21 protein-coding genes, 1 tRNA gene, 1 other RNA gene and 1 pseudogene are annotated in these 24,411 nt (G+C 67.2%); 13 read left to right on the plus strand and 11 right to left on the minus strand.

Features of this window, described 5'->3' with window-relative positions; all coding sequences use genetic code 11:
* The first annotated feature begins 17 nt into the window (after nt 1-17).
* Both smpB and BLR21_RS37240 read left to right on the plus strand, forming a co-directional pair.
* Nucleotides 18-494: an SsrA-binding protein SmpB gene (gene smpB / locus BLR21_RS37235; RefSeq protein WP_090014121.1), complete on the plus strand. Its 477-nt coding sequence runs from the start codon at nt 18-20 to the stop codon at nt 492-494.
* Complete coding sequence (locus BLR21_RS37240) at nt 494-1,321, plus strand: amidohydrolase family protein (protein WP_090014123.1); 828 nt, start codon at nt 494-496, stop codon at nt 1,319-1,321. Before smpB ends, BLR21_RS37240 begins: the two co-directional genes overlap by 1 nt.
* Here BLR21_RS37240 and BLR21_RS37245 read toward each other — a convergent pair.
* Both BLR21_RS37245 and BLR21_RS37250 read right to left on the minus strand, forming a co-directional pair.
* Nucleotides 1,306-1,947 (minus strand): response regulator transcription factor, encoded by a 642-nt coding sequence (locus tag BLR21_RS37245; protein WP_176929964.1) that lies wholly within the window; start codon nt 1,945-1,947, stop codon nt 1,306-1,308. The two genes, BLR21_RS37240 and BLR21_RS37245, sit on opposite strands and share 16 nt — an antisense overlap.
* Entirely contained in the window at nt 1,935-3,173 is a 1,239-nt protein-coding gene (locus BLR21_RS37250) for a sensor histidine kinase (RefSeq protein ID WP_420843934.1), read from the minus strand. The genes BLR21_RS37245 and BLR21_RS37250 overlap by 13 nt, the downstream gene beginning before the upstream one ends.
* A 121-nt stretch (nt 3,174-3,294) precedes the next feature.
* Here BLR21_RS37250 and ssrA point away from each other — a divergent pair.
* Nucleotides 3,295-3,672, plus strand: a transfer-messenger RNA (tmRNA) gene (gene ssrA, locus BLR21_RS37255).
* A gap of 141 nt (nt 3,673-3,813) precedes the next feature.
* Here the strand turns inward: ssrA and BLR21_RS37260 are convergent.
* On the minus strand, nt 3,814-4,713 hold the full coding sequence (locus BLR21_RS37260) for a saccharopine dehydrogenase family protein (protein WP_090014125.1): 900 nt from the start codon (nt 4,711-4,713) through the stop codon (nt 3,814-3,816).
* A gap of 54 nt (nt 4,714-4,767) precedes the next feature.
* On the opposite strand from BLR21_RS37260, the gene BLR21_RS37265 reads away from it, so the two are divergent.
* The 4 genes from BLR21_RS37265 to menC are packed head-to-tail and all read left to right on the plus strand — an operon-like array spanning nt 4,768 to nt 8,965.
* The gene (locus tag BLR21_RS37265) at nt 4,768-5,712 is read left to right on the plus strand and encodes a helix-turn-helix domain-containing protein (RefSeq protein ID WP_218131078.1); all 945 of its coding nucleotides are present in this window, start codon (nt 4,768-4,770) and stop codon (nt 5,710-5,712) included.
* 28 nt (nt 5,713-5,740) lie between these two features.
* The gene (locus BLR21_RS37270; protein ID WP_090014129.1) at nt 5,741-7,153 is read left to right on the plus strand and encodes an amino acid permease; all 1,413 of its coding nucleotides are present in this window, start codon (nt 5,741-5,743) and stop codon (nt 7,151-7,153) included.
* Nucleotides 7,131-7,865 (plus strand): hypothetical protein, encoded by a 735-nt coding sequence (locus tag BLR21_RS37275; RefSeq protein ID WP_090014131.1) that lies wholly within the window; start codon nt 7,131-7,133, stop codon nt 7,863-7,865. The genes BLR21_RS37270 and BLR21_RS37275 overlap by 23 nt, the downstream gene beginning before the upstream one ends.
* Complete coding sequence (gene menC / locus BLR21_RS37280; RefSeq protein WP_090014133.1) at nt 7,862-8,965, plus strand: o-succinylbenzoate synthase; 1,104 nt, start codon at nt 7,862-7,864, stop codon at nt 8,963-8,965. The genes BLR21_RS37275 and menC overlap by 4 nt, the downstream gene beginning before the upstream one ends.
* Here the strand turns inward: menC and BLR21_RS37285 are convergent.
* From BLR21_RS37285 to hrpB, 3 genes are read right to left on the minus strand one after another with little or no spacing between them, the layout of a single operon-like run.
* Complete coding sequence (locus tag BLR21_RS37285; protein WP_090014135.1) at nt 8,950-9,552, minus strand: HD domain-containing protein; 603 nt, start codon at nt 9,550-9,552, stop codon at nt 8,950-8,952. The two genes, menC and BLR21_RS37285, sit on opposite strands and share 16 nt — an antisense overlap.
* Nucleotides 9,549-10,631, minus strand: coding sequence for a nucleotide disphospho-sugar-binding domain-containing protein (locus BLR21_RS37290; protein ID WP_090014137.1), 1,083 nt, complete (start codon nt 10,629-10,631; stop codon nt 9,549-9,551). Before BLR21_RS37290 ends, BLR21_RS37285 begins: the two co-directional genes overlap by 4 nt.
* A gap of 52 nt (nt 10,632-10,683) precedes the next feature.
* Complete coding sequence (hrpB, locus tag BLR21_RS37295; RefSeq protein WP_090014141.1) at nt 10,684-12,948, minus strand: ATP-dependent helicase HrpB; 2,265 nt, start codon at nt 12,946-12,948, stop codon at nt 10,684-10,686.
* Nucleotides 12,949-12,994: 46 nt separating this feature from the next.
* Here hrpB and BLR21_RS37300 point away from each other — a divergent pair, with 46 nt between their 5' ends.
* From BLR21_RS37300 to BLR21_RS44225, 5 genes are all read left to right on the plus strand, one after another.
* Entirely contained in the window at nt 12,995-13,804 is an 810-nt protein-coding gene (locus BLR21_RS37300; protein ID WP_218131079.1) for a GNAT family N-acetyltransferase, read from the plus strand.
* Nucleotides 13,805-13,855: 51 nt separating this feature from the next.
* Entirely contained in the window at nt 13,856-15,142 is a 1,287-nt protein-coding gene (locus BLR21_RS37305; protein ID WP_090014143.1) for an MFS transporter, read from the plus strand.
* Nucleotides 15,143-15,188: 46 nt separating this feature from the next.
* Complete coding sequence (locus tag BLR21_RS37310; RefSeq protein WP_256335182.1) at nt 15,189-15,971, plus strand: DsbA family protein; 783 nt, start codon at nt 15,189-15,191, stop codon at nt 15,969-15,971.
* A 225-nt stretch (nt 15,972-16,196) separates the two neighbouring features.
* Nucleotides 16,197-16,269 (plus strand) — tRNA-Ala (locus BLR21_RS37315).
* Between the two features lie 545 nt (nt 16,270-16,814).
* Nucleotides 16,815-17,639, plus strand: coding sequence for a hypothetical protein (locus BLR21_RS44225; RefSeq protein ID WP_256335183.1), 825 nt, complete (start codon nt 16,815-16,817; stop codon nt 17,637-17,639).
* Between the two features lie 38 nt (nt 17,640-17,677).
* Here the strand turns inward: BLR21_RS44225 and BLR21_RS37325 are convergent, their stop codons facing one another.
* The 5 genes and pseudogenes from BLR21_RS37325 to BLR21_RS37340 all read right to left on the minus strand — a co-directional run bounded on the left by BLR21_RS37325 (nt 17,678) and on the right by BLR21_RS37340 (nt 23,721).
* The gene (locus BLR21_RS37325; RefSeq protein ID WP_090014147.1) at nt 17,678-19,735 is read right to left on the minus strand and encodes a DNA recombination protein RecN; all 2,058 of its coding nucleotides are present in this window, start codon (nt 19,733-19,735) and stop codon (nt 17,678-17,680) included.
* Nucleotides 19,732-20,379: an ABC-three component system middle component 2 gene (locus BLR21_RS37330; RefSeq protein ID WP_143028045.1), complete on the minus strand. Its 648-nt coding sequence runs from the start codon at nt 20,377-20,379 to the stop codon at nt 19,732-19,734. Before BLR21_RS37330 ends, BLR21_RS37325 begins: the two co-directional genes overlap by 4 nt.
* Nucleotides 20,376-21,452, minus strand: a complete 1,077-nt coding sequence (locus BLR21_RS37335) for a serine/threonine protein kinase (RefSeq protein WP_176929965.1) — start codon at nt 21,450-21,452, stop codon at nt 20,376-20,378. The genes BLR21_RS37330 and BLR21_RS37335 overlap by 4 nt, the downstream gene beginning before the upstream one ends.
* Before the next feature lie 391 nt (nt 21,453-21,843).
* Nucleotides 21,844-21,972: pseudogene (locus tag BLR21_RS44230) on the minus strand (ArsR family transcriptional regulator); the annotation flags it as partial.
* Between the two features lie 45 nt (nt 21,973-22,017).
* Nucleotides 22,018-23,721, minus strand: a complete 1,704-nt coding sequence (locus BLR21_RS37340; protein WP_176929966.1) for a DUF6119 family protein — start codon at nt 23,719-23,721, stop codon at nt 22,018-22,020.
* A gap of 134 nt (nt 23,722-23,855) precedes the next feature.
* Here BLR21_RS37340 and BLR21_RS37345 point away from each other — a divergent pair, with 134 nt between their 5' ends.
* Nucleotides 23,856-24,377: a DinB family protein gene (locus BLR21_RS37345; RefSeq protein WP_090014205.1), complete on the plus strand. Its 522-nt coding sequence runs from the start codon at nt 23,856-23,858 to the stop codon at nt 24,375-24,377.
* Nucleotides 24,378-24,411 lie beyond the last annotated feature (34 nt).

The raw sequence follows: 24,411 nt of genomic DNA on the forward strand, positions 1-24,411 counted from the left end.
CATTTAGACTGGTCGTCATGGTCAAGGAACGCGGGCAGAAGGTCATCGCGTCGAACCGCAAGGCTCGGCACGACTGGTCCATTCTGGACACCTACGAGGCGGGCATTCAGCTCGTCGGTACCGAGGTGAAGAGCCTGCGCATGGGACGGGCGTCCCTGGTGGACGCCTTCGCCCAGGTCGACGGCGGCGAGATCTGGCTGCACGCGCTGCACATCCCGGAGTACGTCGCGGGCACCTGGACGAACCACGAGGTCCGGCGCAAGCGCAAGCTGTTGCTGCACAAGAGCGAGATCGAGCGGTTGATCGGCAAGACCAAGGAGTCCGGTCTGTCGCTCGTGCCGTTGCAGATGTACTTCAAGGACGGCTACGTCAAGGTCGAGATCGCGCTGGCGAAGGGCAAGAAGTCCTACGACAAGCGCCAGGACCTGGCGAAGCGCGACGCGAACCGCGAGATCGCCAAGGCACACGGCAGGGCACTGAAGGGTCGCTACTGATGGCACTGGTGGACGTCCACGTCCACTTCATGCCGCAGAACGTCCTGGACAAGGTCTGGGCCTACTTCGACCGCGTGCGCGAGTCCGGCGTCGACTGGTTCATCCAGTACCGCACCGACGAGAACGCCCGGCTCACCGCACTGCGGGAGCTGGGCGTCGTCGCGTTCGCACCGCTGCTCTACCCGCACAAGCCGGGCATGGCGCCGTGGCTGAACGAGTGGGTCGCCGACTTCGCGGCACGCGTCCCCGAGGCGGTGCCGACGGGCACGTTCTACGCGGAACCGGGCGCCGAGGCGTACGTGCGCAAGGCCCTGGAGGCCGGTGCACGGTGTTTCAAGTCGCACGTCCAGGTCGGTGGCTACGACCCGCGTGACGCCCTGCTGGACGGCGTCTGGGGCCAGCTGGCGGAGGCCGGCGTGCCGGTGGTCGTGCACTGCGGCGACGGGCCGATGCCGGGAGAGTTCACCGGGCTCGGCGTCTTCGAAGAGGTGCTGAAGAAACACCAGCGGCTGACCGCGGTGATCGCGCACGCGGGGATGCCCGACTACGCGGGCGCGTTGGACCTGGTGGAGCGCTACCGCAACGTGCACGTCGACACCACGATGGTGGGCGTCCCGTTCACCGAGCGGATGGTGCCGCTGCCCGCGGACTGGCGGGCGCGCATCGCGGGGCTCGCGGACCGGGTGGTGCTGGGCACAGACTTCCCGAACATCCCGTACCCGTACGAGGTGCAGATCGACGCCATCAGGTCGTGGGGCCTGGACGCCGCCACCGAGCAGGCGATCCTGCACGACAACGGCGCCCGTCTGCTTCAGCTGTCGAGATAGGCCAGCACGGCGCGCACGCGGCGGTGCTCGGAGTTCGACGGCTCCAGGCCGAGCTTGGCGAAGATGTTGCCGACGTGCTTCTCGACGGCGCCGTCGGACACCACGAGCGTGCCGGCGATGGCCGTGTTGGACAGCCCCTGCGCCATCAGCCCGAGCACCTCGCGTTCGCGGGGCGTCAACTTGTCGACCGGGCTCTTCTTGCTGCGCACCATGAGCTGCGTGATCACCTCGTGGTCGATGCTCGTGCCGCCGTCGGCGACCCTGCGCACCGCGTCGACGAACTCCTTCACGTCCGCGACCCGTTCCTTGAGCAGGTAGCCGACCCCGCTCGCGCCGCCCGCGAGGAGTTCCACGGCGTAGCGTTCCTCGACGTACTGCGACAGCACCAGCACCGGCAGCCCCGGATAACGGCGGCGGCACTCGATGGCGGCCCGCAGCCCCTCGTCGGTGAACGTCGGCGGCATCCGCACGTCCACCACGCACAGGTCGGGCCTGTGCTCGGTCACGGCGTCGAGCAGGTCGTCACCGTTCTCCACCGCCGCGACGGTCTCGATGCCCTCGTCGGCGAGCAACCTCTGCACGCCCACCCTCAGCAGCACCGAGTCCTCGGCGATCACCACGCGCACGGCAACTCCGCTCGAATAACGGTCGGCCCACCAGCGGGGCTGACGACGACAACCACACCGTCGATCGTGGCAGCCCGGTCCGCGAGTCCGGCGAGCCCGCCGCCCGGTCGCAGTTCCGCGCCACCCTGACCGTTGTCGGTGACCTCGACCAGCACTCCCGTGTCCACCCTGTTGACCCGTACGGTCGCCTTGGTGCCGTTGGAGTGCTTGGTGATGTTCGTGAGCGCCTCGCCGACGGTGAAGTACGCGGCGCTCTCCACCGACGTCGGCGGCCGCGGTTCCACGTCGACCTGCAGTTCGACCTCGATCGGGACACGGGCGGCGAGCGCGGACAGCGCGGCGTCGAGCCCCCGGTCACCCAGGACGGACGGGTAGATGCCCCGCGCCAGGTCCCGCAGTTCCTTGATGGCGAGCTTCGCGTCCGCGTGCGCCTCCGCGATGAGCTCCGCCGCACCCTCCGGATCGGTGTCCATCTTGGACTTCGCCCGGCCCAGCCCCATCGCCACGGCCACGAGCCGTTGCTGCGCGCCGTCGTGCAGGTCGCGTTCGATGCGCCGGCGCTCCGCCTCGGCCGCCTCGACACCGCGGGCCCGGCTGGACGACAACCGCTCCGCCTCGATCGCCAGTGCGTCCGCACGGGTCGGTCCGAGCATGCCGCGCGCGAACTTGCCGTGCACCGACCCGAGCCACCGGGTGCCGAGCGCCGCGAACGGGATCAGCGCCAGCCCGATCAGCGAGACGGGCAACGCCGACGCGAACGAGTCGATGGTCCAGAAGTCGCCCACGATCACCGCGAACGGCGCGGAGCCGATCCAGAACGGCACCACGATGAACGCCGCCGCGACCGACCACATGGCGACGACGGAGACGAACTCCAGGATGCCGACGGGCAACAGCAACAGCAGGTAACCGAAATCACGCCAGGTCGCCGGATCGGTGAACTGGGCCCTGAACCGCTGCCACAACGTGCCGGTCGGTGGCTCGCGATACGGCCTGGGGATGTCCGTGCGCAACGCCGCCCTGACCCACGCCCGCTCCATCGTCGCGCCACCCCGCACGACCGCCATGGCCGACCACAGGATCGGCAGACCGACCCAGATGATCGAGGTGGCGAACCCGACGACGGTGAGCACGACGATGAGGGTGAACCAGAAGATGCCGGTCACCAGGTTGGTCAGCAGGTAGAACCCGGCTGCGAGCGCGTTCGGTTTCCTCATGATGTCCATGCTGTCGTTCTTGCTGGTCAGAGACCATCTGGCCAGCCATCCGGTCGGAGGTGGGGACAGCCCTACCTGCCTCGGGAAGAACTCGGTGGCCGCAGTCGTTATGCTATGCGTACCACTACAAGGGGGTGAACGGTTTCGACTGTGGACGTTGATTCAGGGGAAGCGTGTCGGTGCAGGCGAGAGACCACCGTTAAGCGTCATCGCAAACCAATAAGCGCCACGTCTAACGACAAGCGCACCGCGTACGCTCTCGCTGCCTGACAGCGGAGCTAGCGGTTGTCGGCCTAGGAGTGCCTTCGGCCTAGTTCCCGGCATCAGCTAGAGGGCTTACCAGCAGTCTCGGTCGCGGAGACTGCCCGGGAAACTCACAGCGACTGGGCCCGTCACACCTGCTCGTTCGCGTGACTGGTGGGGCCAAGCAGAGACATAGCGGACTGCGCACGGAGAAGCCCTGATGAACCGGCACAGGACCCGGGTTCGATTCCCGGCACCTCCACTCGTGGGCGAGTGCTGCTCGTGGAGCGCACTCGCCCTTTCTCGTTCCGCGTAGCCTCTGGGGGCCGAGCCCCCAGACCCCCACGCCGGGGGCGCGCCCCCGGACCCCCGGCCGCCTCGTCGCTTCGCGACATCGGCTGGCCCATCAGGTGTTCAGGGTCGTCAGGAAGTCTTGGGCGTCGAACATCGCGCCTGCTGAAGCGACTCCCGTTACGTTGAAGCGGCCGGTTAGTAGGCGTTCTGTTGCTTCTACGGCTAGTGGGGCGGTTGTGGCGTAGATGTCCTTGCCTGAGGCGGTCAGTCTTCGTTCTTCTCCGGCCCTGCGTACGCGTACGTCGATTTCGAACGTTTCTGGCTCCTGCCTGGGCTGGGCGGCCTGTAGGCCGGTGGCTGCTTCCGTTGACATGTAGTTGGTCACTGAGGTGATCCGTAGGTGGTTTGGCACCGTGACTACGTCGGCCATGGAGAACTCGCTGATCACTTGGCGGGTGCCGGTTGGGAAGTCCCAGTCGAGGACCTGTGCGGTGTCGTTGTGGTAGGTCAGTTCTCCGTTCTGGAAGCGGATGCGTTGGCCGTTGCGGCGTTTGTGGGAGACCTGACCTGCGGTTAGGGTGCCTGCGGTGGGTTGCCAGCCGCTTAGTCCGTAGGCGATGTGGGCCTCGTCGGCGTGGTCCCAGTCGGCCATCGCGGCGGTGACCAGTAGGTCGCCTAGGCCGCCGAAGAACGCCATTGCGGGCACCACCGGGATCGAGGCGCCTCGGGCGAAGGTGTCGGCGTTCGCCTCTATCTCGGCTGCCACGTCCACGTACGGGATGCCGGCGCGTTCTGCTGCGGCGATCAGCGGGCCTGCGGTGATGGCGAACGGACCGGCCGTGTTGATCACGGCCTCCGCGCCTTCGAGGGCGCGGTCCAGGGCGGTGGGGTCGTCGGCAGTGGCCTGCGCGCGGCCGAACGGCAGCGGGTCGTGGCCGCGCTTCTTCAGTTCTGCCAGGACGAACTGTCCCGTGGTGCCGGATGCGCCGTAGACCGCGATCTTGTGTGCCATGTGGGCCAGTCAAGTCGTTGGGCAGGTGTGCCTGCCAGTGTCTGGAACGACATGATGCGTACAGTTTCGGACATGCTTGCGTTTGCTGTCACCGACCGGATGCTGCACTTCGAGCTGGCCGCCACGTACGAGATCTTCACCGCCCCGCAGCTCGACTACCGGGTCGTGGTCTGCGGGGACGGGGCGGTGCGCGTGGGGCGGTTCACGCTGGAGCCCGACCTGCCGCTCGATCGGCTCGACCTGGCGGACACCGTGATCGTGCCCGCCATTGCGGACGTGGACGAGCCGCTTGATTCGGCGTTGGTCCAGGCTGTGAAGGCGGCTCATGACAACGGGGCGCGGGTCGTGTCGTTGTGTACGGGTGCGTTCGTGCTGGCGGAGGCGGGGCTGCTCGACGGGCTTCGGGCTACGACGCACTGGGCGCACACCGACGAGCTTGCCCGGCGGTATCCGCGTGTTGAGGTTGATCCGGACGTGCTCTATGTCGACAACGGGCAGGTGTTGACCAGCGCGGGCAAGGCTGCGGCGATCGATCTGAGTCTGCACGTGATCCGTGGCGACTATGGCACCGCGACGGCTAACACGGCGGCGCGCCGGCTTGTCGTGCCGCCGCATCGGGACGGTGGGCAGGCGCAGTTCGTGCTGGCGCCGGTGCCGTCCGGTGAAGGGCATCCGCTCACCGAGTTGTTCGACTGGGTCTCGGCGCGGTTCGACCGGATGATCACCGTCGAGGACATGGCGCGGCAGGCCGGCATGAGTTCGCGGCACCTTGCGCGGCTCTTCCGGGCGGTGACGGGCACCACGCCGTTGCAGTGGCTGCACACCCAGCGGATCCGGCGCGCGCAGGAACTGCTGGAGATGACGGACGACAGCGTGGACCGGATCGCGGAGGCGGCCGGGATGGGCACCGCCACGACGCTGCGCCGGCACTTCCACCGGACCGTCGGTGTGCCACCGGACACATACCGCCGCACGTTCCGCCCCGGTGGTGGCCGCTAGGTCTGTTGGTGGGCGTTAGGTTGTCCTGATGAGCAACCAACAGCGCATCGGGGCGCAGGTGTTGCGGCGCAAGCCGATCGACCAGCTGACTCATCCGGGTAGCGAACTCAAGCGCACCATGGGTGTCGGCCACCTCACCATGATCAGCATCGGTGCCACGCTCGGCACCGGCATCTTCGTGGTGCTGGGGGAGGCGGTGCCGCTTGCCGGGCCCGCCATCGTGCTGTCGTTCGTGCTGGCGGGCATCACCGCGTTGTTCTCCGCGCTGTCGTACGCCGAACTCGCGGGCCTGATCCCCGCGTCGGGCTCCTCGTACTCCTACACCTACGCGACTCTCGGCGAGATCGTCGCGTGGGTCTGCGGCTGGTGCCTCGTGCTGGAGTACGGGGTCTCGGTCGCGGCGGTCGCGGTCGGGTGGGGGCAGTACGTCAACGAGTTGCTGCACCTGGTGACGGGACTGCGGATCCCGGACGTGCTGAGCCAGCCGCCGGGGGCGGGCGGGATCGTCAACATCCCCGCCGTGCTGGTCGTGGTGATCGCGATGCTGGTGCTGCTCGGCGGCGCCAAGGGCAGTGCGCGCACGAACACCATCCTGGTGTGGATCAAGGTCGGCGCGCTGCTGATGTTCTGCGCGGTCGCGTTCACCGCGTTGAAGGCGGGCAACCTGCAGCCGTTGTTCCCGTTGGGGCTCGCGGGCATGAGCGCCGGTGCGGCCACGTTGTTCTTCTCCTACATCGGGTTCGACGCCGCGTCGACCGCCGGTGAGGAGGCCAAGAACCCGCAGCGCGACCTGCCGCGCGCGATCATCATCTCGCTGGTCGTGATCACCGCGCTGTACTGCGCGGTCGCGCTGGCCGCCGTGGGCGCGATGCCGTGGCAGACGTTCGAGGGCACGGAGGCGGCGCTGAGCCGGGTGCTGACCGACAACGTCGACGGCGCGATCTGGCCGATCCTGCTGTCGATCGGTGCCGTCGTGGCGACCACCTCGGTCGTGCTGACCGTCCTCTACGGACAGACGCGGATCCTGTACGCCATGTCCCGTGACGGGCTGGTGCCGTCGATCTTCGCGAAGCTCAGCCCGCGCACCGGTGTGCCGTTCGCGAACACGGTCATGGTCGGCCTGTTCATCGCCGTGCTGGCCGCGCTGGTGCCGCTGGGATCGCTGGCGGACGCGACGAGCATCGGCACCCTGTTCGCGTTCGGGCTGGTCAATGTCGCGGTGATCATCCTGCGGCGCACGGAACCGGATCGGAAGCGCAGTTTCCGCGTGCCGTTCTCGCCCGTGACGCCGTTGCTGGGCCTGGCGTTCTGCCTTTACATGATGTTCAACCTCGGACTGGACACCTGGATCGCGTTCCTCGCCTGGATGGTTCTCGGGTTCGTGATCTACTTCGGTTACAGCGTCAGGAGGGCACGCCTTGCGGTTCCAGGTGATCAGTGACGTCGCCGGCATCGCCCGCGTCGCCACCTACTACGCCGAGGTCTGGGACACCACCGAGGACGTGCTGTCCTCGGAGACGTTGCACTGCATCCGGCACGCGGGCGGTGCGACGATCGGGGCGTTCGACGGCGACGCGCTGGTCGGCGCCACGACCGGGCTCTTCTGCCCGGACGGGTCGGTGTACTCGATGATCGCGGCCGCACGGCCAGGCACCGGGCATGCGCTGAAGCTCGCGCAGAAGGACTGGGCGGTCGGCCTCGGCGCGAAGTCGATGCGGTGGACCTACGACCCGCTGGTGGCGCGCAACGCCCGGTTCAACCTGGTCAAGCTCGGGGCGATCGTCACCGAGTACACAGTGGACTTCTACGGGCCGATGCGCGACGGCGTGAACGACGGCGACGAGAGCGACCGGCTCACCGTGCGATGGGACCTCACCGGGTCCCGCGAACCGCACGAGTCGGTGCCCGCGGGTGAGGTCACGAAGATCGCGCCGGACGGAGAACCGTTGGCGCGCACGGACGGCGAACGGATCTGGTGCCGGGTGCCGCGCGACGTAGTGCAGGTGCGCAAGCAGTCGCGGGACCTCGCGCGGCAGTGGCGGGAGGCGGTTCGCGACGTGTTCGTGGACGCCTTCGCACAGGGCTACGTCGCGACGTCGATGTCCCGTGAGGGCTGGTATGAACTGGAGCGCCAGAAGGAAGTGTCACGGTGAGGATCGAACGGGTCGAGCTGCTGCACGTCGCGATTCCGCTGGTGTCGCCGTTCCGCACGTCGTTCGGGACGATGACGACGAAGGACACCTTCCTGCTGCGGGTCGTCACGGACGCGGCGGAGGGCTGGTCGGAGTTCGCGGCCGACCCGGAACCGCTGTACTGCTCGGAGTTCGTCGGCGCCGCGGAACTGGTGCTGCGCCAGCACCTCGTGCCACGGGTGACGCCCGAGGTTACGGCCGCCGAGGTCGCGCACCGGACTGAGGCGGTCAAGGGCCACAAGCTCGCCAAGGCCGCGCTGGAGACCGCGATCCTGGACGCGGAGCTCCGGTCGTTCGGGATGTCGATCGGCACGTTCCTCGGCGCCACCGCCGCGAAGGTGCCCGCAGGGGTGTCGGTCGGGATCAAGAACTCGATTCCCGAGCTGCTCGGCGACGTCGAGGGCTACCTCGCCGAGGGCTATGCGCGGATCAAGCTCAAGATCGAGCCGGGCTGGGACGTCGAGCCGGTGCGGGCCGTGCGCGAACGGTTCGGCGACGTCCTGCTGCAGGTCGACGCCAACACCGCGTACACGCTGGCCGACGCCGACCACCTGCGCCGGCTTGACGAGTTCGGCCTGCTGCTGATCGAACAGCCGCTCGACGAGGACGACATCCGCGGGCATTCGCTGCTCGCGCAACGGATCCGCACGCCGATCTGCCTCGACGAGTCGATCACCTCGGCCAGGGACGCGGCCACGGCCATCGCGCTGGACGCGTGCCGGATCATCAACGTCAAGCCCGCCAGGGTCGGCGGTTACCTGGAGGCGCGCCGCATCCACGACGTCGCGGTCGCGCACGGGATTCCGGTGTGGTGCGGCGGAATGCTGGAGACCGGCATCGGACGCGGGCCGAACCTGGCGCTGGCCGCGTTGCCCGGCTTCGTGCTGCCCGGCGACGTCTCGGCGTCACGGAGGTACTTCGCCGAGGACCTCACCGAGCCGTTCGAGCTCCAGGACGGCTTCATGCGCGTTCCGACCGGGCCGGGCATCGGCGTCGAGCCGATCCCGGAGACCGTCAGGCGGTTCACGACGGCGACGAAGGTGCTCTACGCCAGGGACTGAAGCTCGCGGGCCAGGTTGGTCCGCGCGGCGTCGTCCCACCGCTGCCGCGCGGGTTCGGTCACGAACAGCACCTCGCGGTCGAGCAGTGTCTTCAGCACCTTCGCCCGGCCCGCGCGCCACGTCGCGTCGTCGTACCGCGCGTACTCCTGGCGCACGGCCTGGCTGTAGCGGTCGTAGTGCTCCGGCTGCGAGCCGAGGATGGCCAGGTCGGCGTCGAGCAGCACGTGCGCCAGCGGGTCGTCGGACGAGTGCGTGATCGTGGCCAGCACCAACGACTCCACGCGTGCGACGTGTGCTTCTTCCAGGCCGGCCAGGCGTTCGCGGGCCCACGCGGCCGATGCGCGTTCGTCCTCACCGGGTTCGCTGTCGTAGATCACGTCGTGCGCGCAGGCCGCCAGCGCGAGGACCGCGCGTTCCTCGACCGTGAACGCGAACGCGTCTGCCAGCGCCGACGAGTCGCGGACGACGGACACCACGTGGAAGGCGTTGTGGTAGGTCCGGTGCGGCTCGGCGTAGCGTTCCATCAGATCGCCCGCGTCCGGCGCGCCGCCGAGCGCACGCACCGCGTCGTCCCAGATCCGTCTCACCGCGCCAGTTCCTCCTCGACGACGTCCGCGGCGAACGTGCTGCCGCCCGCCAGGTGAATCATGCGCCGCATGTCCTTCACCCGCGCGGAAATCGCGGAATCCGACGCCAGCTGACTTACCAACGAGCGCACGCCCTCCACGGTCACCGTGTCGAGCAGCACACCGAGCCCCAGCTCCTCGATCCGCTGGCCGTGCAGCCGCTGGTCGGTCATGTGCGGTACGACGATCATCGGGACGCCGTGGTGCAGGGCCTCCATCACCCCTCCCATGCCGCCGCGCGTCACGAACACGCTGGCGTGCTTCAACACCGCGAGCTGCGGCACCTCGTCGTGGGTCTCGACGTTCATCGCGGGACTCAGAACCTTGCCCTTCGTGACAAGGTGCCACGGCATTCCCCGCGCGGCGTCCGCGCAGACCTGCGTGCCCGTCGTCGCGAGCACCACCGGCCTGTCGGGCGGAGGTTCCCACGTGTCCTGGAATGCGCGTTCGGTCAGGCACGGCCCGGTGAAGGCGACGTGCTCGCCGAACGTGTGGCCCTCCGGCTGGAACTCCCTGGGGAACAGGGCGATCCGGCGGCGCGCGCCCGAGACGAACTCCGGCAGCGAGCAGCCGAGGAAGCCGTGCACCCTGGTGAAGAACCCGATCGCGGCCCGGTCGAACCGGCGCGGCGGCACCACCGCGGCGCCGAGCGACCAGTGCGTGTTGCTGGTCAGGAGCATTTCCAGCAGCACGTTCGGCACGTCCAGCCGGTGCGCGATGACGCCGCCGGACCAGGCCGCGATGTCCCACACCACCAGGTCCGGCCGGTCGGCGCGGAACGTGGGCTCGAGCTGGGGCAGCGCCGACTCGGCCTCGGCGAGCGCGAGCTGTGCGGCCTCGTAGAGCGACGCCGGCAGCGCGTCAGGAAGCGTTGGCTCGTAAGGGATCGCGGTCGCGCCGCACTCGGTGACGGCGGGGGCGAACCGGGTGGGCGCCGGGCAGCTCACCCGATGGCCGCGGCGCACGAGTTCGGCGATCACCCCGAGGGCGGGCAGGACGTGCCCGCGCTCAGGCATGAGGAAGATCGCGATGTGCGCCACAGAAGAGACTAACGCTGGTCGATTCCCAGTGGTTCAAAGAGCTTTGTTTGTCCTACCTTTTGTCGTAGGGCCGTTCCGGCCAGTGGTGCTTGGGATATCTGCCCTTCAGCTCACTGCGGACCCGCAGGTAGCCGTTGCGCCAGAACGACCTGAGGTCGCTGGTCACGGCGGTGGGACGGCCGGCGGGGGAGAGCAGGTGCACCACCACCGGAATTCCGGCGATCTGCGGCGTGTCCGCCCATTTCATGGCGTCCTGGATGCGAACGGAGAGCACGGGCTGGTCCTGCGTGTAATCGACCTTGCCCTGACCGATGCGTTCCGGGGCGAGTTTGTCGAACTCCGCGGCCTCGGGCCACGGCAGCAGACTTCTCAGCAACGCCGTCGTGTCGATCTTGGCCAGGTCGGAGCGTTTCTTCGCCTTGCCGAGGTCGAGCGCGCGGATCAGGTGCTCGTCGTCGACGCTCGGCCAGTCGCGGGTCCGGTGCAGGAACGCCATCCGCTCGCGCAGGCGGAGGGCGGTGTCGGTCCACTTGAGCAGGCTCAGGCCCTCGGCTTCCAGGCCGAGGCGGAGTGCCTGCTGCGACTTGGCGAGATCGTTGAGTGGGCGTTCGTCGAGGGTGATCGCGCCGAGCTTGCGGACCTCGTTCGCGATGACGTCGCCGTTCCACCGTATGTCGTCGACCGTGTGCACGAGAGCCTGGGCCGCGGTGACGGCGAGTTCCTCGTCGGCCGGGGCAGCGAGGCGGATGCGGCCGTGCTTGCTGCCCGGCTCGCGGTCGGCGATCGCGACCGCGAGCCACTTGGCGTGCGAGTCGGTGTGCTCGACGGCCGTGCCGTTCGCCATCAGGTAGACGTTGCTGTTCTTGGACCGGCGTTTCGCCAGCCGTTCCGGGTAGGCGAGGGCGACGACGAGCGCGGGGTCGCCGTTGCCTGCCGGGTTCGTGCCCAGCTTCTCCAGCTTCTTGGCTTCCTTACGCCACTTGCCCGGTGCCTTCAGCGCGGTCGCGAGGTCGCTCGTGGAGGGGTGCGTGCTGTCGTCGAGCAGCGCCACGACCTCGGCGGCGGTCCGGTTGCCCGCGAGCGCGCTGCCGTCGATGAGCGCACGGCCGAGCCGCGGGTGCAGGCCGACGCTCGCGATGCGGTCGCGGCGGCCGGGTTCGAGCGCGCCGATGGCGTCGAGGGTCTCCTGCGCCGCCTTGAGCGCGCCCTCCGGAGGGGCGTCCCACCAGTTCAGGCCGCTGCCGTCCGGGGTGCCCCACACCGCCAGTTCGAGGGCGAGCCTGGTCAGGTCGGCGGTCTTGATCTCCGGTTCCGGGTAGCGGGGCAGCGTCGAGTGCTCGTGTTCCGGCCAGCAGCGGTAGACGCGGCCCGGCGCTTCACGGCCGGCACGTCCGGCTCGTTGCTCGGCGACGGCCTGGGAGACGCGGATCGTGGCGAGACCCGCGAGACCCCTGCGGTGGTCCACGCGCGGGACTCGGGCGAGTCCGGCGTCGACGACCGCTCGCACGCCGGGGACGGTGAGGCTGGACTCGGCGATGCTCGTGGCGAGCACTACCCGTTGATTGTTGCCGCGTTTGAGGGCCGCGTCCTGGGTCTGGGCGTTGAGCTGGCCGTGCAGGACCACGGTCTCGGCCCTGAGCAGGCTCGCGGTCCGGTTGATCTCCCTGACGCCGGGCAGGAACGCCAGCACGTCACCATCTACTTCGGACAGTGCTTTGTTGATGGCCCTCGCGACCGTGGTCTCGATGTGCTCGTTGCGCGCGGGCGGGACGTAGGTGATCTGCGTCGGGAACATGCGCGACTCGGTGTGCAGGACCGGGGCGTTGAGGAGGTCCGAGAGTCGTTGTGAGGCAACGGTCGCGCTCGTGGCGAGGAGTTTGAGGTCCGGGCGCAGGCCGGCCTTGGCGTCCAGGAGGAGCGCGAGCAGGAGGTCGGCGTCGAGGTGGCGTTCGTGGCACTCGTCCAGCAGGACCGTGCCGACGCCCTTCAGCTCCTGGTCGTGCTGGAGCCTGCGGACGAGAAGACCGCTGGTCACGACCTCGATGCGGGTGTGCCTGCTGGTCTTGCGGTCGCCCCGGACCGAGTAGCCCACGGTGTGGCCGACCGGTTCGCCCAGCAGGCTCGCCATGCGTGCCGCGGCGGCTCTCGCGGCGATCCTGCGTGGTTCGGCGACGACGACCCTGCCTTCGAGCGCGAGGGGGACCAGCGTCGTCTTGCCTGTTCCGGGCGGTGCGACGAGCACGGCTGCTCCGTGTTCGTCGAGTTTCTCGATGAGCTCGGGGAGAACGGATTTCACCGGGAGGTCAGGCAGGTCCACATCGGTGAGTGTGTCAGGGTGGGAGGTATGTGGAAGGACCACCGCGTTGGTTGACCCGTTGCGCGACCCGGACGACCCGGAGCTGCTCGACCCCTACCAGTCCCGCTCGCTGGCGATTCTGGTGGAGGGAGCGCGGCTCGCGTCCGGTGCCGTCCGGTACGGCAAGGTGGGCAAGGTCGGCAGCGCCGCCGTGGTGGTCAACCGGGAGAACCCGCTGCCGTCGGGCAACTTCGCGTGCGCGCTGGACGGCTCGTCGGTCGAGGTCGCGTCGACGTTGCTGCAGCTCGAACACACCTTCGCCGCGGTCGGGCGCGCGGAGGCCGTCGTGTACGCCTCACCGACCACGGTGGACGAGATCGAGGGCATCGCCGACGACTCGGGCTGGTACGCGGTCGAGGAGTTGCTGACCGTGGTTCACCGCGGGCCTGCTTCGGTGGCGGAGGGAGTGCGGCCCGCGGCCGACGCGGACATTCCCGGGATCGTCGAACTGCTGTCCGACGAGCTCGTCGGCAACCGTGAACGGCTGGGCCGCTGGCTCGGGCATCGATTGGACGACCCGCGGTGTTCGATCCTGGTGATGGAGGACGGCGACCGGATCGGCGGATTCGTGTCGGGATTCGCTGAGCGCGGTGTGGGTCTGGTCGAGCAGTGCGTGGTGCGTCCGGCGCGGCGGCGCCGGGGTGTCGGGCGGTCACTGGTGGTGTCCGCTGCCGCGGTTCTGCGTTCGTCGGGCGCGATGTTGGTCGCGTCACAGGTGGACGAGGGTCCGGGGGAGCGGTTCGCCGAGGCGTGCGGGTTCGTTGCGGCGTATCCGGTGACTGCCTATGTACGCAGAGTGGATGAGCTGCTCGACTGAGTTACTTAGTTGCCGCGTGACATATCCTTAGCAGGGCTAAGGGGAGGCTTTGTGCGCGAGCGGTTGCCGGTCGAGGTGTGGGTTCTGGTCGCGGCGAGTTTCATCATCGCCGTGGGGTTCGGGATCGTGGCACCCGTTCTGCCGGTGTATGCGGCCTCGTTCGGCGTCGGTCATACCGCTGTCGCGGCTCTGATCAGCGCTTTCGCGTTCGTCCGGCTGGCGTTCGCGCCGATGAGCGGCAAGCTCGTCAACCGCTTCGGCGAGCCTCGGGTGTACATCGTCGGGATCTTGATCGTGGCGGTCGGAACCGCGATGTCCGGGTTCTCGACGAGCTACGCCGAGATGCTGTCGTGGCGCGCGCTGGCCGGTGTCGGGTCGACCATGTTCACGGTCGCCGCTCTCGGGCTGCTGATCCGGATCACGCCGGCGCCGATGCGCGGGCGGGCGTCCGGGATGTGGGCGGCGGGGTTCCTGGTCGGCAACATCGCCGGTCCGATCGTCGGCGCCGGGCTCGTACCGTTCGGGCTGTGGGTGCCGTTCGTGTCGTACGGCGTGTTGCTGTGCGTCGCGGCGCTCTTCGTCTGGATCTTCCTCCGGCGGTCGACGCTGGTGGCACTGGACAGGACCAACACCGAAGTGCCCATGACGGTGCGTGAGGCGGTGCGGCACCCCGCTTACCGGGCGACGCTGGCGTCCGGCTTCGCGAACGGCTGGGCCGTGTTCGGTGTACGGATCTCGCTGGTGCCGGTGTTCGTCATCGAGGCGCTGGAACACAGCGCCGCCGTGGCGGGCATCTCGATGTCGGTGTTCGCCGCCGGCAACGCCGCGATGCTGTTCCTGTCCGGCAGGATCGCCGACACGCGCGGCCGCAAGCCCGTCGCCATCGCCGGCCTGATCATCAGCGGCCTCGCCACCATCTGGATGGGCTTCACCGGCGACCTCTGGACGTTCATGGCGGCGTCGCTGATCGCGGGTGCGGGCGCCGGCCTCCTGAACCCTCCGCAGAACGCCGTGGTGGCCGACGTCATCGGCGCGCGCGGCAAGGGCGGACCCGTCCTCGCGGGCTTCCAGATGGTCACGGACCTGGGCGCGATCATCGGACCGATGGCCGCGGGCCTGCTGGCCGACTCGTTCGGCTTCGGAGCGTCGTTCGCCATCACCGGCGCCTCCCTGCTGCTGGCGGTGGGCTTCTGGTTCGTCGCCCCCGAGACCCTGCCCACACATGAGGAGGAGCACACGGCCGCCGCGGTGGCGCCGGAGTGCGGCTGCCTGGACGAAAGCGCCGAGATCCCGACCGGCGAACGGGTCGGCGGCAAGCCACGTCACCCAGAAGCGTGATTGCGCGCTCAGCTTTCTTTTAGTTTGTGTCGCTACCCTCGTCGCCGTGGGTGGAGCAGAGCGCAGTGCGCGGAAGAAGAAGCAGGCCGCGCGTGAGGTGGTCCAGGCCCGTTCGTCGGGCTCCGACCGCACCAAGGTAATCGCGGGCATCGCCGTAGTGGCGGTGCTGGCCGTCGCCGTCATCGGCTACGTCGTCTTCCAGCAGATGAAGCCGTCCACATCAACGACGGACGCCATCCCGCTGGCCCCAGCGGACCACACGATCTCGGCCCCGGCCGTCCGCGACGGCGGCACCGTACTCGTCGGCAAGGACACGGCCACCGTGACCATCGACGTGTACGAGGACTTCCTGTGCCCGATCTGCGGCACGTTCGAGAAGACCTACGGCACCGACATCAAGAAGGCCGTCGAGGACGGCAAGGTCAAGGTCCGCTACCACATCCTGCCGATGCTCAACCGCCTCTCGTCGCCGGAGGGCTACTCGACGGACTCGGCCAACGCCGCCCTGTGCGTGGCCGACGACGGCAAGTTCAACGCGTTCCACGCGGCGCTGTTCAACAAGCAGCCAGAAGAAGGCGAAGCCGGCTACACCAAGGACCAGCTCATCAAGCTGGGCAAGGAAGTCGGCGTCACGTCAGCCTCCTTCGAGTCGTGCGTGCAGAACCAGACCTACAAGTCGCAGCTGGACGAGCTGATGTCCAAGACCAGCAACGACCCCGCCCTCCGCGACGCCGAGTCGGGCCGCTTCCGCGGCACGCCCAGCGTCGCCTCCGGCGGCAAGCTCGTCGACCTGGACAACAAGAACTGGCTTTCCGACCTGGCCAAGTAAGCCCTTCGTTGCGGCGCCTGGTCCCGGTGTGTCCGGGGCCGGGCGTTGTCGCGTTTTGTGCCGCACGTTCGATCTTCGGGGTGGGTGGTGCTGCTTGGGTTCCACCGGGTCCTACCAGGCCGGATGCGCCTTGGATACCCCCGATTTTTATCTTGTGGCACGGGTGTTGTACGGTATTGCCACACGAGAACGACGGGGAAACCCGGCGGGAACGTGGACCTTCAAGGGGCTGTGGCGCAGCTGGTAGCGCATCACACTGGCAGTGTGAGGGTCAGGGGTTCGAGTCCCCTCAGCTCCACAATTTAATACAGCATACGAATCGCCCACTGACCTGCGCAAACAGGCTCGGTGGGCGATCTTGTTTTTCTGTCCCAAGTGGACGGTGGTATCGCCAACTGGAGCAAAACTGGAGCACGGTCCCGATCTGGGCGAAATAGGGTCACGTGTTTGCTCCAGGTCCGGCCACCCGGTCGGGTGGTAGTCCACAAACCTTTTGCTCGCCCGCTGACGCGTCGGTGATGCCGTCTGGTATGACGCCGATGCCGTGCCCGTCACATGCGGGCACCGTGCGTTTGCGGGCTGGCGCGTGCGTGATCGTGGCGGGCGGGCGTTGTCATCCGACGTATCGCTCGGTGTCGACTGAACGGGGCGACTGCCGTCCTGTCCTCATGTTGCTTGGAAGGTGCGATTTGCGCCGGTAGCTGGTGACCAACTTGGTCCCAGCCTTGTGGTGCCCTCGGCAGGGCTATACACAGACGGTCCCGCGCCTGACCAGCGAGTTTCCGGCGGAATGCTGGTGATCGAGGGCAGTTTCCTGGTTGATTACCCTGGAGGCGGTGCCTGATGGCCAGCTCAGGGCACATCTCGGTGACGGGCACAGACGTCGTCGTGCGGGCCGTCACGGTGATCATGGGGACGGTCGTGGGGCTCACCTTCCTGTTCGGCTTCGGCAACGTGCTGAGCTTGGGCCTTCGGCTAGGGGTGCCGATTTGGGTGGCGCCGCTTGTCGCCCCCGCGGTGGACCTCTCGATCCTTGGCCTCTTGCTCGCCATCCGGCACCTCGCACTCGCTGGAGCCTCCGACGAAGTTCTACGTCCAGCACGTCGCTTGTTGATGTTCGCGAGCGCGGTCACGTTGGCGTTGAACGTGGCAGACCCGGTCGTGGCTGACGAGTACGGCAAGGCGGCGTTCGACGCCGTCGGGCCCCTGCTACTGATTGGTTGGGCAGAGGTTGGCCCCAGGGTGCTGCAGGCGATCAAGGTCGCTGCCCCGTCGATTGATGCTGGTTGTGCCGGCGTCGACTGCCAGCGCAACCAGCTTGAGGAAGCGGAGGAGCGTGGCTCGCAGTTGAACGAAGTCGAGCGCGTAGAGCCGGGTCCCGAGCAGCCGCGTGCGCGGGCGACTCACGGTTATCCGATAGAGGCGTACCTCGACAGGGCGAGAGTCGAGGATGCAGATCATCGTGCCCTTCATCAGAAGCCGATCTCTGCCGACAACCTGCGGGCGCGGTTGCGGATCGGTGCCGCTCCTGCCCGGCAGCTCGTCAAGATCGTCCGAGACGAGTTCGACGAGCAGGTGCGTAGCCGCATCAGTGAGGTTGGCGCAGCCATCGAGGCGCTCGATTTCAGCAGGGAGAACCTTCAGCTCCGTCGACGCGAACGGGTCTAACGGTGTTCGAGTCGAGGTGGGTGTTGCAGAGAACGGAGCTAGGCGGTTTCGTCGCTGACGAGGCCGTACGGCGGTTGATCTTCCTTGCGGGAGAATCGCACCACCACGTCGGAATCCGCACTTGCTGGTGGTGAGTTGTCCACCACGAACACCTGTGCACCTCGTCCCGGCCCAGCCAGCCAGGTGTGGAGGTGCTGGTAGAAGTCCGCGACGGCAACGCTGTCGGCGAACTCCGCGTCCCGGTTTCCACCTTGGCCGAGGTTCTTCTGGGGGCTGTCGATCATGAGGAATCCGGGATGCGCCGCGCTCGTCTCCCAGGCCACTTCGAAGATCGCAAGCATCCATGCGAGCGAGATCAACGTGCGGCCACCGGATGACGCGACCTCGTAGGTGTCCCCGCGCATGTGCGGTACGAACTTGGTGTCGATGAAGGCTTCCCCGATCTTGGGATACCTCCAGGCGGTGAGGATGCTGGCGTAGCGTTCGCTGATCCGGCGGATGATGCTGTCGCGATCAGGCTGGACCGCGGTGTCCTGGAGTTCGTCGCGCAGAGCGCTGACCTGGGTTTCGAGGCGTGTGACGGTAGCCGCGCGACGGTCGACGCTGTCGAGGAGCTTGATTCCGGTTCTGGCTCGTTCGAGGCTGGATGTTGAGGCTTCCTTACGTCGCATCAACTCGTCACGCTGGCTGAGGAACGGGCTCACGGCGTCGAGGGTCGCTCGGTCCAGCGCTCTTGCTGCTACGGCTTCCGCCCGACTTGCGCTGTCTGCGGCAGCGCGCAGCTGCGGGAGTTCTGCGTCAAGCGCCTCGACGTACTGCGTGATCTCGGTGAGACGTGCCTTCGTGGCGCGAAGTTCGGAACCGACGTCGAAGGTCGGCTCCGTCTCCGCGTCTTCGCCGAGGTGGGTGCTGTTGGTAGGGCGAGAGCCGTTCGCGCTCGCGTTTTCTCCGCTCTGGGCAAGAGGAAGCACCCCGCTCGCACAGAGGGAGCAGTGGTTGTCGGTGATGTGAGGTGCGTCAGCAAGTCTGTTGAGACAGGCCGGGCACACTTGTAGGCGGAGGGGATCGAACAAGGTTCGAGCCTCGGCGAGCATCGTCAACTTGCTGATGTCGTCGGCGTACTGGGCCCGCAGGGGAATCATGCGGCGTAGCTGAGTGTCGCGGTCGCGCAAGATCGCCGCGGCCTGCCGGGCGCGGAGGGCAGCCTCCTGATGCCTGCTCCGGAGGCCAGTAGCGAAGTCTGATGTGGCACGAATCTGAGCGTCCAGATCCGCCAGAGTCCGACTGATCTCGACAAGGGCGGTCTCAGCTTGGTCGCGAAGGAGCTCGACCTGCAGGCGCGTACCGAGCTGTTGTTCATCGACGAACGCCTGAGCCGAGGTGTACTCGGTGCGGGCGTGAGACAGCCTCCTCTCAAGCTCTTTGACCCGCCGGCCGAGTTCAACTGAGCGATCGTCGTGCACGTCGAACACGACGTCGATTACCTGGCGGAGCTTGAGGTTCTTCATGTGGGCGCTCTCGAACAACAAGTTTTTGTCGTCGAGTCGCTCGTTCGGGAGGAAGCACAGCCACATGAGGTCGCGGAAGCTGAGCGGGTCGGTGTCCGACTCCGATTTGGTTGGTGCCTCCTTGAGCTGCACTCCTTCCAGCTTGCAATGAGACAGCAGCAAGCTGGACAGGCTTCGGGGATCGCCAGGCGGCCGGATCGGGCGCCGCTCCATCGGGGGGACTTCGATCTCGTCGAGCGACCCGGTCCGGATGAACGCGTGCGAGGACGGGTCGCCTACTGCGCGTTCGATCACGTGAGGTTCGCCTGACAGCTCCACCTCCAACAGCGCGGCTCGGACCTTGCGCAGGATTTCAGGGTGGCGCGGATGAGCGCTGCTGCCCAGGCAGTAGTCGACGAACTCCAGCACGGAGGTCTTGCCAGTGCTGAACGCGCCCGCCACCACTGACATCGAGCGCGGCAACGACGTTTCCGGGTCCCTGAAGTCGACCTCGTAGTCGATCTCCGAGCCCCGCAGGCGCAGCCGCACGATCCGGATTCCCCTGGTCGGCGGCTGGATCTCTTGCAGCTCAGACGTTTCGTCGCTCATGACCGCGGGCCGTTCATGTCGTGGGAGTCGCCTTCATGGTGTTGGGCGGACTCCGATGCGGGGGCGAGGTCGACAACGTCGAGTAGATCTGTGGCTCCAGGCCGAGTGGACCCGGACGAGATCGTGATCCACTTCTGGACGTCTTCCCGGAGCCTCTTGTCGCTGGCACGAGCGAGGCGGCGCACCACGATGTCTGCCGACGCGCGATATGCGCGGGCATATGCGGCTGTGAACTGCGCAGCGAGGTCTCTGCCGGATGGTGTGACGGCGTAGAGCACACCGCGGTCGACCGTCGGAGCGGCCAAACCGTAGGCGACGAGGAGTGCGAGGTCGTGCTGCAGCCGCTCTCTTCTGCTGGTGAAACGGTGGGAAGGGCTCGCGTAGCTCAGGGCTCGTCCATCGAACCCGGCGAGCAGCAGGCGGGTTCGGTCGGGGTCGGCCTCATCCGTCAGCATCAGCAGCGGGTTGGCCGTCAGGAAGTCGTAGTTGCCGAGTCGCTCCAGGGTGGCACCGTGGATTCCCTTGTCGTGCAAGGTGGTGAGAAGCAGGAGCAGTTGGGCGAGCCGGAAGATGACATCGTCCTCCGGCACTATGACGGGTGGGCGTCCGCGGGAGGTCGTGGCTCCACTGTGAAGGCCGCTCATCGGTCGGCTTCCACGGCGGTCAGTTGGGCGACTGGAACCTCATCTGTTTCTCCTCGTGCGATGTCGATCGGAGCGACTTCCGCGGTTTGGGGATCTGGAAGTTCTTTCGTGTCAACGGCTTCGTCGGCAACCTGGCGCCAGTGTTTGACCCAGCCGGCGCGACGATCGTCGACAACGCGGTGCATGAGCCCACATGAGTGGACGACACCACCTGGAAGGCCAGAGGCGAACGTGTTGTGCTGCGTTCGGATGTCCGTCATGACGGTGGTGTGCAGACCAGGTAGTTTCGGATCATCCTGAGCTTGGCAAGCGTCGTTGAAGCGGTTTTCCCACACGCTGTGGACCGTTGCGTCGGCTGTCGTCAGGGCGGCGACCTCCCACGGCACTCCCTTGTCGACGACCTCGCGAGCCATGAGCTCGGCGTTGAAGAACTCCCGCTTCGCCGCCGTCACCTCAGCATGCCCGGCTTCGCGCAACTGGCGGACGAACAGGGCGCTCTCCAACTTCTCGTCCTCGTCTGGAGGCAGCAGTTGCGCGACGGCGGTTTCCGCGGGCGTCGGCCGAACCGATGGCTGAACCCTCGGCGACTCGTAGTAGTGCCTGCGAACGTGGTCCGCGTCGGGCGAGATGAGCTGGGTCCGCAGCTCCGTCTCGTCCCACAGTTCAATCTGAACCTTGTACTTCTGCTGCTCGCGCTTCTTCCAGCTGTCCCACCAGCTTGCGGTTGGCGGATCCATGCTCGACGGAACGCACAAGATCCACTGGTTCAGCTTGTAGCCGTGCTTCTCGGCGTTGGTCCGGGCCGACTTGAACGAGTCGCGGATCTCTTGCTGGTGTGATTCCTTCACCAGCGGGAAGAAGTACTTCGACTGCCAGATCGCCACGAGGCCGCCGAGGTCGCCCACCAGGACGTCGATACCCCAGTCGCCCGGGTTGGCGGCGATCATCCTGGCTCCAGGCCTGGTAGCGCGCACGAGCAGGCTCAGCATGTTCTCGAAGTCTTCGCGCGCACCCTGCATGCCACCGGCACGGACCTGGTGAGCGGCGAAGTTGATCGGAGGCTCGCCGGACACGACTCCGCCATCGGCCGGTGCACCGGTTCCTCCGCTGTGCAAGGCGCTTGCCTCCCGTCGAGCTTCGTGAGGGATGTATGTCGCTATCACACACGTCGACCCGTAGATCATCAAAGCTGGTCACTCGAACAGGTCATCGGGAGCGCGCCGTCGTAGTGTTACCAGCCTTGCCCGTCAAGCTCGCCAGACGTCCGGTGTCGCCGCTTTGAGCTGCGAACATACGCCTGACTCAAAGTGATCAACCGTGTCGTAGGTCGCCGCCGGCTTCGAGAACGAGTGGACGTGAGCCGCGAGCGATGAGGCCGCAGCGACGCCGGATTCGCTGGTGCCGATGACATGGCGTTGTGGCTGCCCATGGGCATCTGGAAGTAGCCGTCGTCGGGCTGGTGGGTTATGGGTGTCTAGCTGGTAAGAAGGCGGTGTCGCGCCACACCCCGGGGTGTGGCGCGATGCGTTCGCGGACGCCAAGGGTGCGGAAGCCGGCGGCGTGGTGCAGGGCGAGGCTAGCGCGGCTCGCGGGGGAAGATCGAGATCTGCGGCGCGGTTGTCTTACTTCGCCCGCGCGTCAGTTGATGACCGCGACGTGCACCGGGATGCCGTACGTGGTCAGGGTGTTCCACGCTGAGACGAGGGTCGATCGCGCGAAGGTGAACAGGCTGTCCGCGGTGAGCGGCTTGTCCGATCGGTGGATCGCGAACACAACGCTGCCTGGACGTGGCCCCATCTTCTGGGCACGTGCGGGGTTCTGCTTGGCGACGAGCTGCCGGAACTTCTCCCACGTGTCGGCGTTGGTGAAGCTCTCGGCGGCGACGAGGCCCTGGGCGAAGAGGTGGCTCAGCGGGCTGGATCCGGTGCTGGAACTGGTCCTCTTGACATGGACGAGTGAGTCGCCGGGGCCTAGGAGGTCACACGCTTCGAATCCGCGTGGGTGTGCGCGTGTGGTGACGAGCTTCTTGTCCATGCACACGAACCGCTTCTTGCCGGTGTTGGCCACGTGCTTGTTGTAGTCGTCTTCGTGGATCTTGCCGTCCTTGTTCGGCGGCGCGTCGTTCCATGCGGGCAGCGACCAGGGTGGTGGGCTGGCGAAGGCCTTGCGCACCACGGAATCGACGTGCGAGACGTACTCCTCGCCGAGGGCGAACCACTCCCCGTCCAGCAGGATGTGCCTTCCCTGGTTGAGATTCACCTCCGCGGCGATCCACTGGAGTGCCGACATGCCGTCACTGGAGCTCTTCCCGTGTTCGTCGTAACCGTCGATGTGTCCGCTGCGCAGGCTCGACAGCCGGGTCTGCGGCGGTGCCAGGTGCAGCGGCCGTGAGATGTGCTCGAGGGTCAGTTCGTCGGTGTCAATCACGGTGCCGTTGATCGAGCCGCGGTAGCAATGCACGTCTGGTCCCTCGAAGTACTTCGCAGGGTAGGAAATGCCGACCTCGCCGCCGATTGTTCCGTTGCCCGCCAACAGCTCCGCCACCGCGAGTTCGAGCACCTCCCGGCGCTCGTCGCCGGCGGGAACGCGCTTGACCCACTGCAAGGGTGCGAGCGCGTCGACGACCGGATACTCGGCGAGCACCTTGTTGATCTCTCGGAGGTCGGCCACGAGTCCGGTGCCCTCGACACTGAGTGGCAGCTTGAGCCCGTCGCGGCATTCGAGGCGCAGCCAGGGGTTGCGCCTGTGCGGCTTCGGGCGCAGGTGGGTCAGCTGAACCGGGAGGTCCGCGCGTGCCTTCGCGACGAGCTCGCGCACCAGCTCGGCGTGCTCCCGCAGGCCGAAGCTCCACAAGCCCTGGCCGCTGGGCACAGCGTTGCGATCGACCCGTGACTTCGAGCTCAACGCCCAGCGTGTGAGCTGCTGGATCTCGTCGTCGTCCACGACGCGTACCGCGAAATCGATGCCGAACGCCCGGTTCACGCGGCTGTCCCTGATCAGCCGCCATCCGTGGTTGAAGGTGACCACGTAGATGGTGCCGTCGACGTCGACGAACACCGCGGCTGAAGCCACCCGGCGTTCGTAGCCGAGGTCGACACCGGTCAACGTGTGCACCATCGAGTTCCAGCCGATCTCCTCGGGCTCGGACCAACCGTGCACCAGCAGCCCCGGACGGTTGCCTACCCGAACGAACTCGACCTCGAACTCGTTGTCCTCCTCGAGAACCTTCGGCGCGACGCACTCGCGGAGATCGCTGGTGCCGGTCAGCTGGTAGAGGCTGACCCTGCGTGTTTCGGCGGACGGCTCAGCCTGGTCGTCATCTGAAGGACTGTTCGACTCCACGCCGTGATGGTCTGTGCCATTCGGTCCAGTTGTCATGGGCCGAATGGGTAGGCCATCTTCACGAGTGGGTGTAACTAGCGTTCAACGCTCACTGATCGTTGTCTGCAACGGCGTCGTGGGTGGACACTGACGACGTGGACAAACCGGCTGTTCACGCCGAACTGGAGGAAGCCCGAGCGGTCTTCCACCTGCTCCTCGACGCAGCGAGCGAGCAGGATCTACGCCGTCCGTCGGACGGCACCAGATGGACCAACCGGCAGCTGCTGTTTCACATGCTGCTCGGCTACCTGATCATGCGGGCGCTGCTGAACCTGATGAGAGTGGTCAGCCGGTTGCCCACGGGTGTCGGCAAGGCATTCGCTCGCTTGCTCAGCGCAGTGACCGCGCCGTTCGACGTAGTGAACTACGCCGGTTCCTGGCTCGGCGGCACGGTTCTCGGTCGCGCGCGTATGGCCGGGATGTTCGACCGTGTGATCGCCAAGATGCATCGCAGGCTCGATGCCGAGTCCGAGGCGGGGCTGGCCCGCGGCATGCACTACCCCACGCGGTGGGACCCGTTCTTCCAGGACTTCATGACCATGGCCGACCTCTACCGCTTCCCCACGCAGCACTTCCACTTCCACCGGGATCAGCTCACCCTGCACAGCACCCGGTGAGATCGTCGCAAGTGGTGGGTGGCCGACGGCGAAC

This window comes from Lentzea albidocapillata subsp. violacea (assembly GCF_900100275.1).
Lineage (GTDB): Bacteria > Actinomycetota > Actinomycetes > Mycobacteriales > Pseudonocardiaceae > Lentzea > Lentzea violacea.

What these genes read in the sequence shown, in the direction of transcription:
- BLR21_RS37240 (WP_090014123.1), top strand. Translation starts at nt 494, where the DNA reads ATGGCACTGGTGGACGTCCACGTCCACTTCATGCCGCAGAACGTCCTG.
- BLR21_RS37325 (WP_090014147.1), bottom strand. Translation starts at nt 19,735, where the DNA reads ATGAGCGACGAAACGTCTGAGCTGCAAGAGATCCAGCCGCCGACCAGG.
- BLR21_RS37270 (WP_090014129.1), top strand. Translation starts at nt 5,741, where the DNA reads ATGAGCAACCAACAGCGCATCGGGGCGCAGGTGTTGCGGCGCAAGCCG.
- BLR21_RS37330 (WP_143028045.1), bottom strand. Translation starts at nt 20,379, where the DNA reads ATGAGCGGCCTTCACAGTGGAGCCACGACCTCCCGCGGACGCCCACCC.
- BLR21_RS37260 (WP_090014125.1), bottom strand. Translation starts at nt 4,713, where the DNA reads ATGGCACACAAGATCGCGGTCTACGGCGCATCCGGCACCACGGGACAG.
- smpB (WP_090014121.1), top strand. Translation starts at nt 18, where the DNA reads ATGGTCAAGGAACGCGGGCAGAAGGTCATCGCGTCGAACCGCAAGGCT.
- BLR21_RS37265 (WP_218131078.1), top strand. Translation starts at nt 4,768, where the DNA reads ATGCGTACAGTTTCGGACATGCTTGCGTTTGCTGTCACCGACCGGATG.
- BLR21_RS44225 (WP_256335183.1), top strand. Translation starts at nt 16,815, where the DNA reads ATGGCCAGCTCAGGGCACATCTCGGTGACGGGCACAGACGTCGTCGTG.
- BLR21_RS37250 (WP_420843934.1), bottom strand. Translation starts at nt 3,173, where the DNA reads ATGGACATCATGAGGAAACCGAACGCGCTCGCAGCCGGGTTCTACCTG.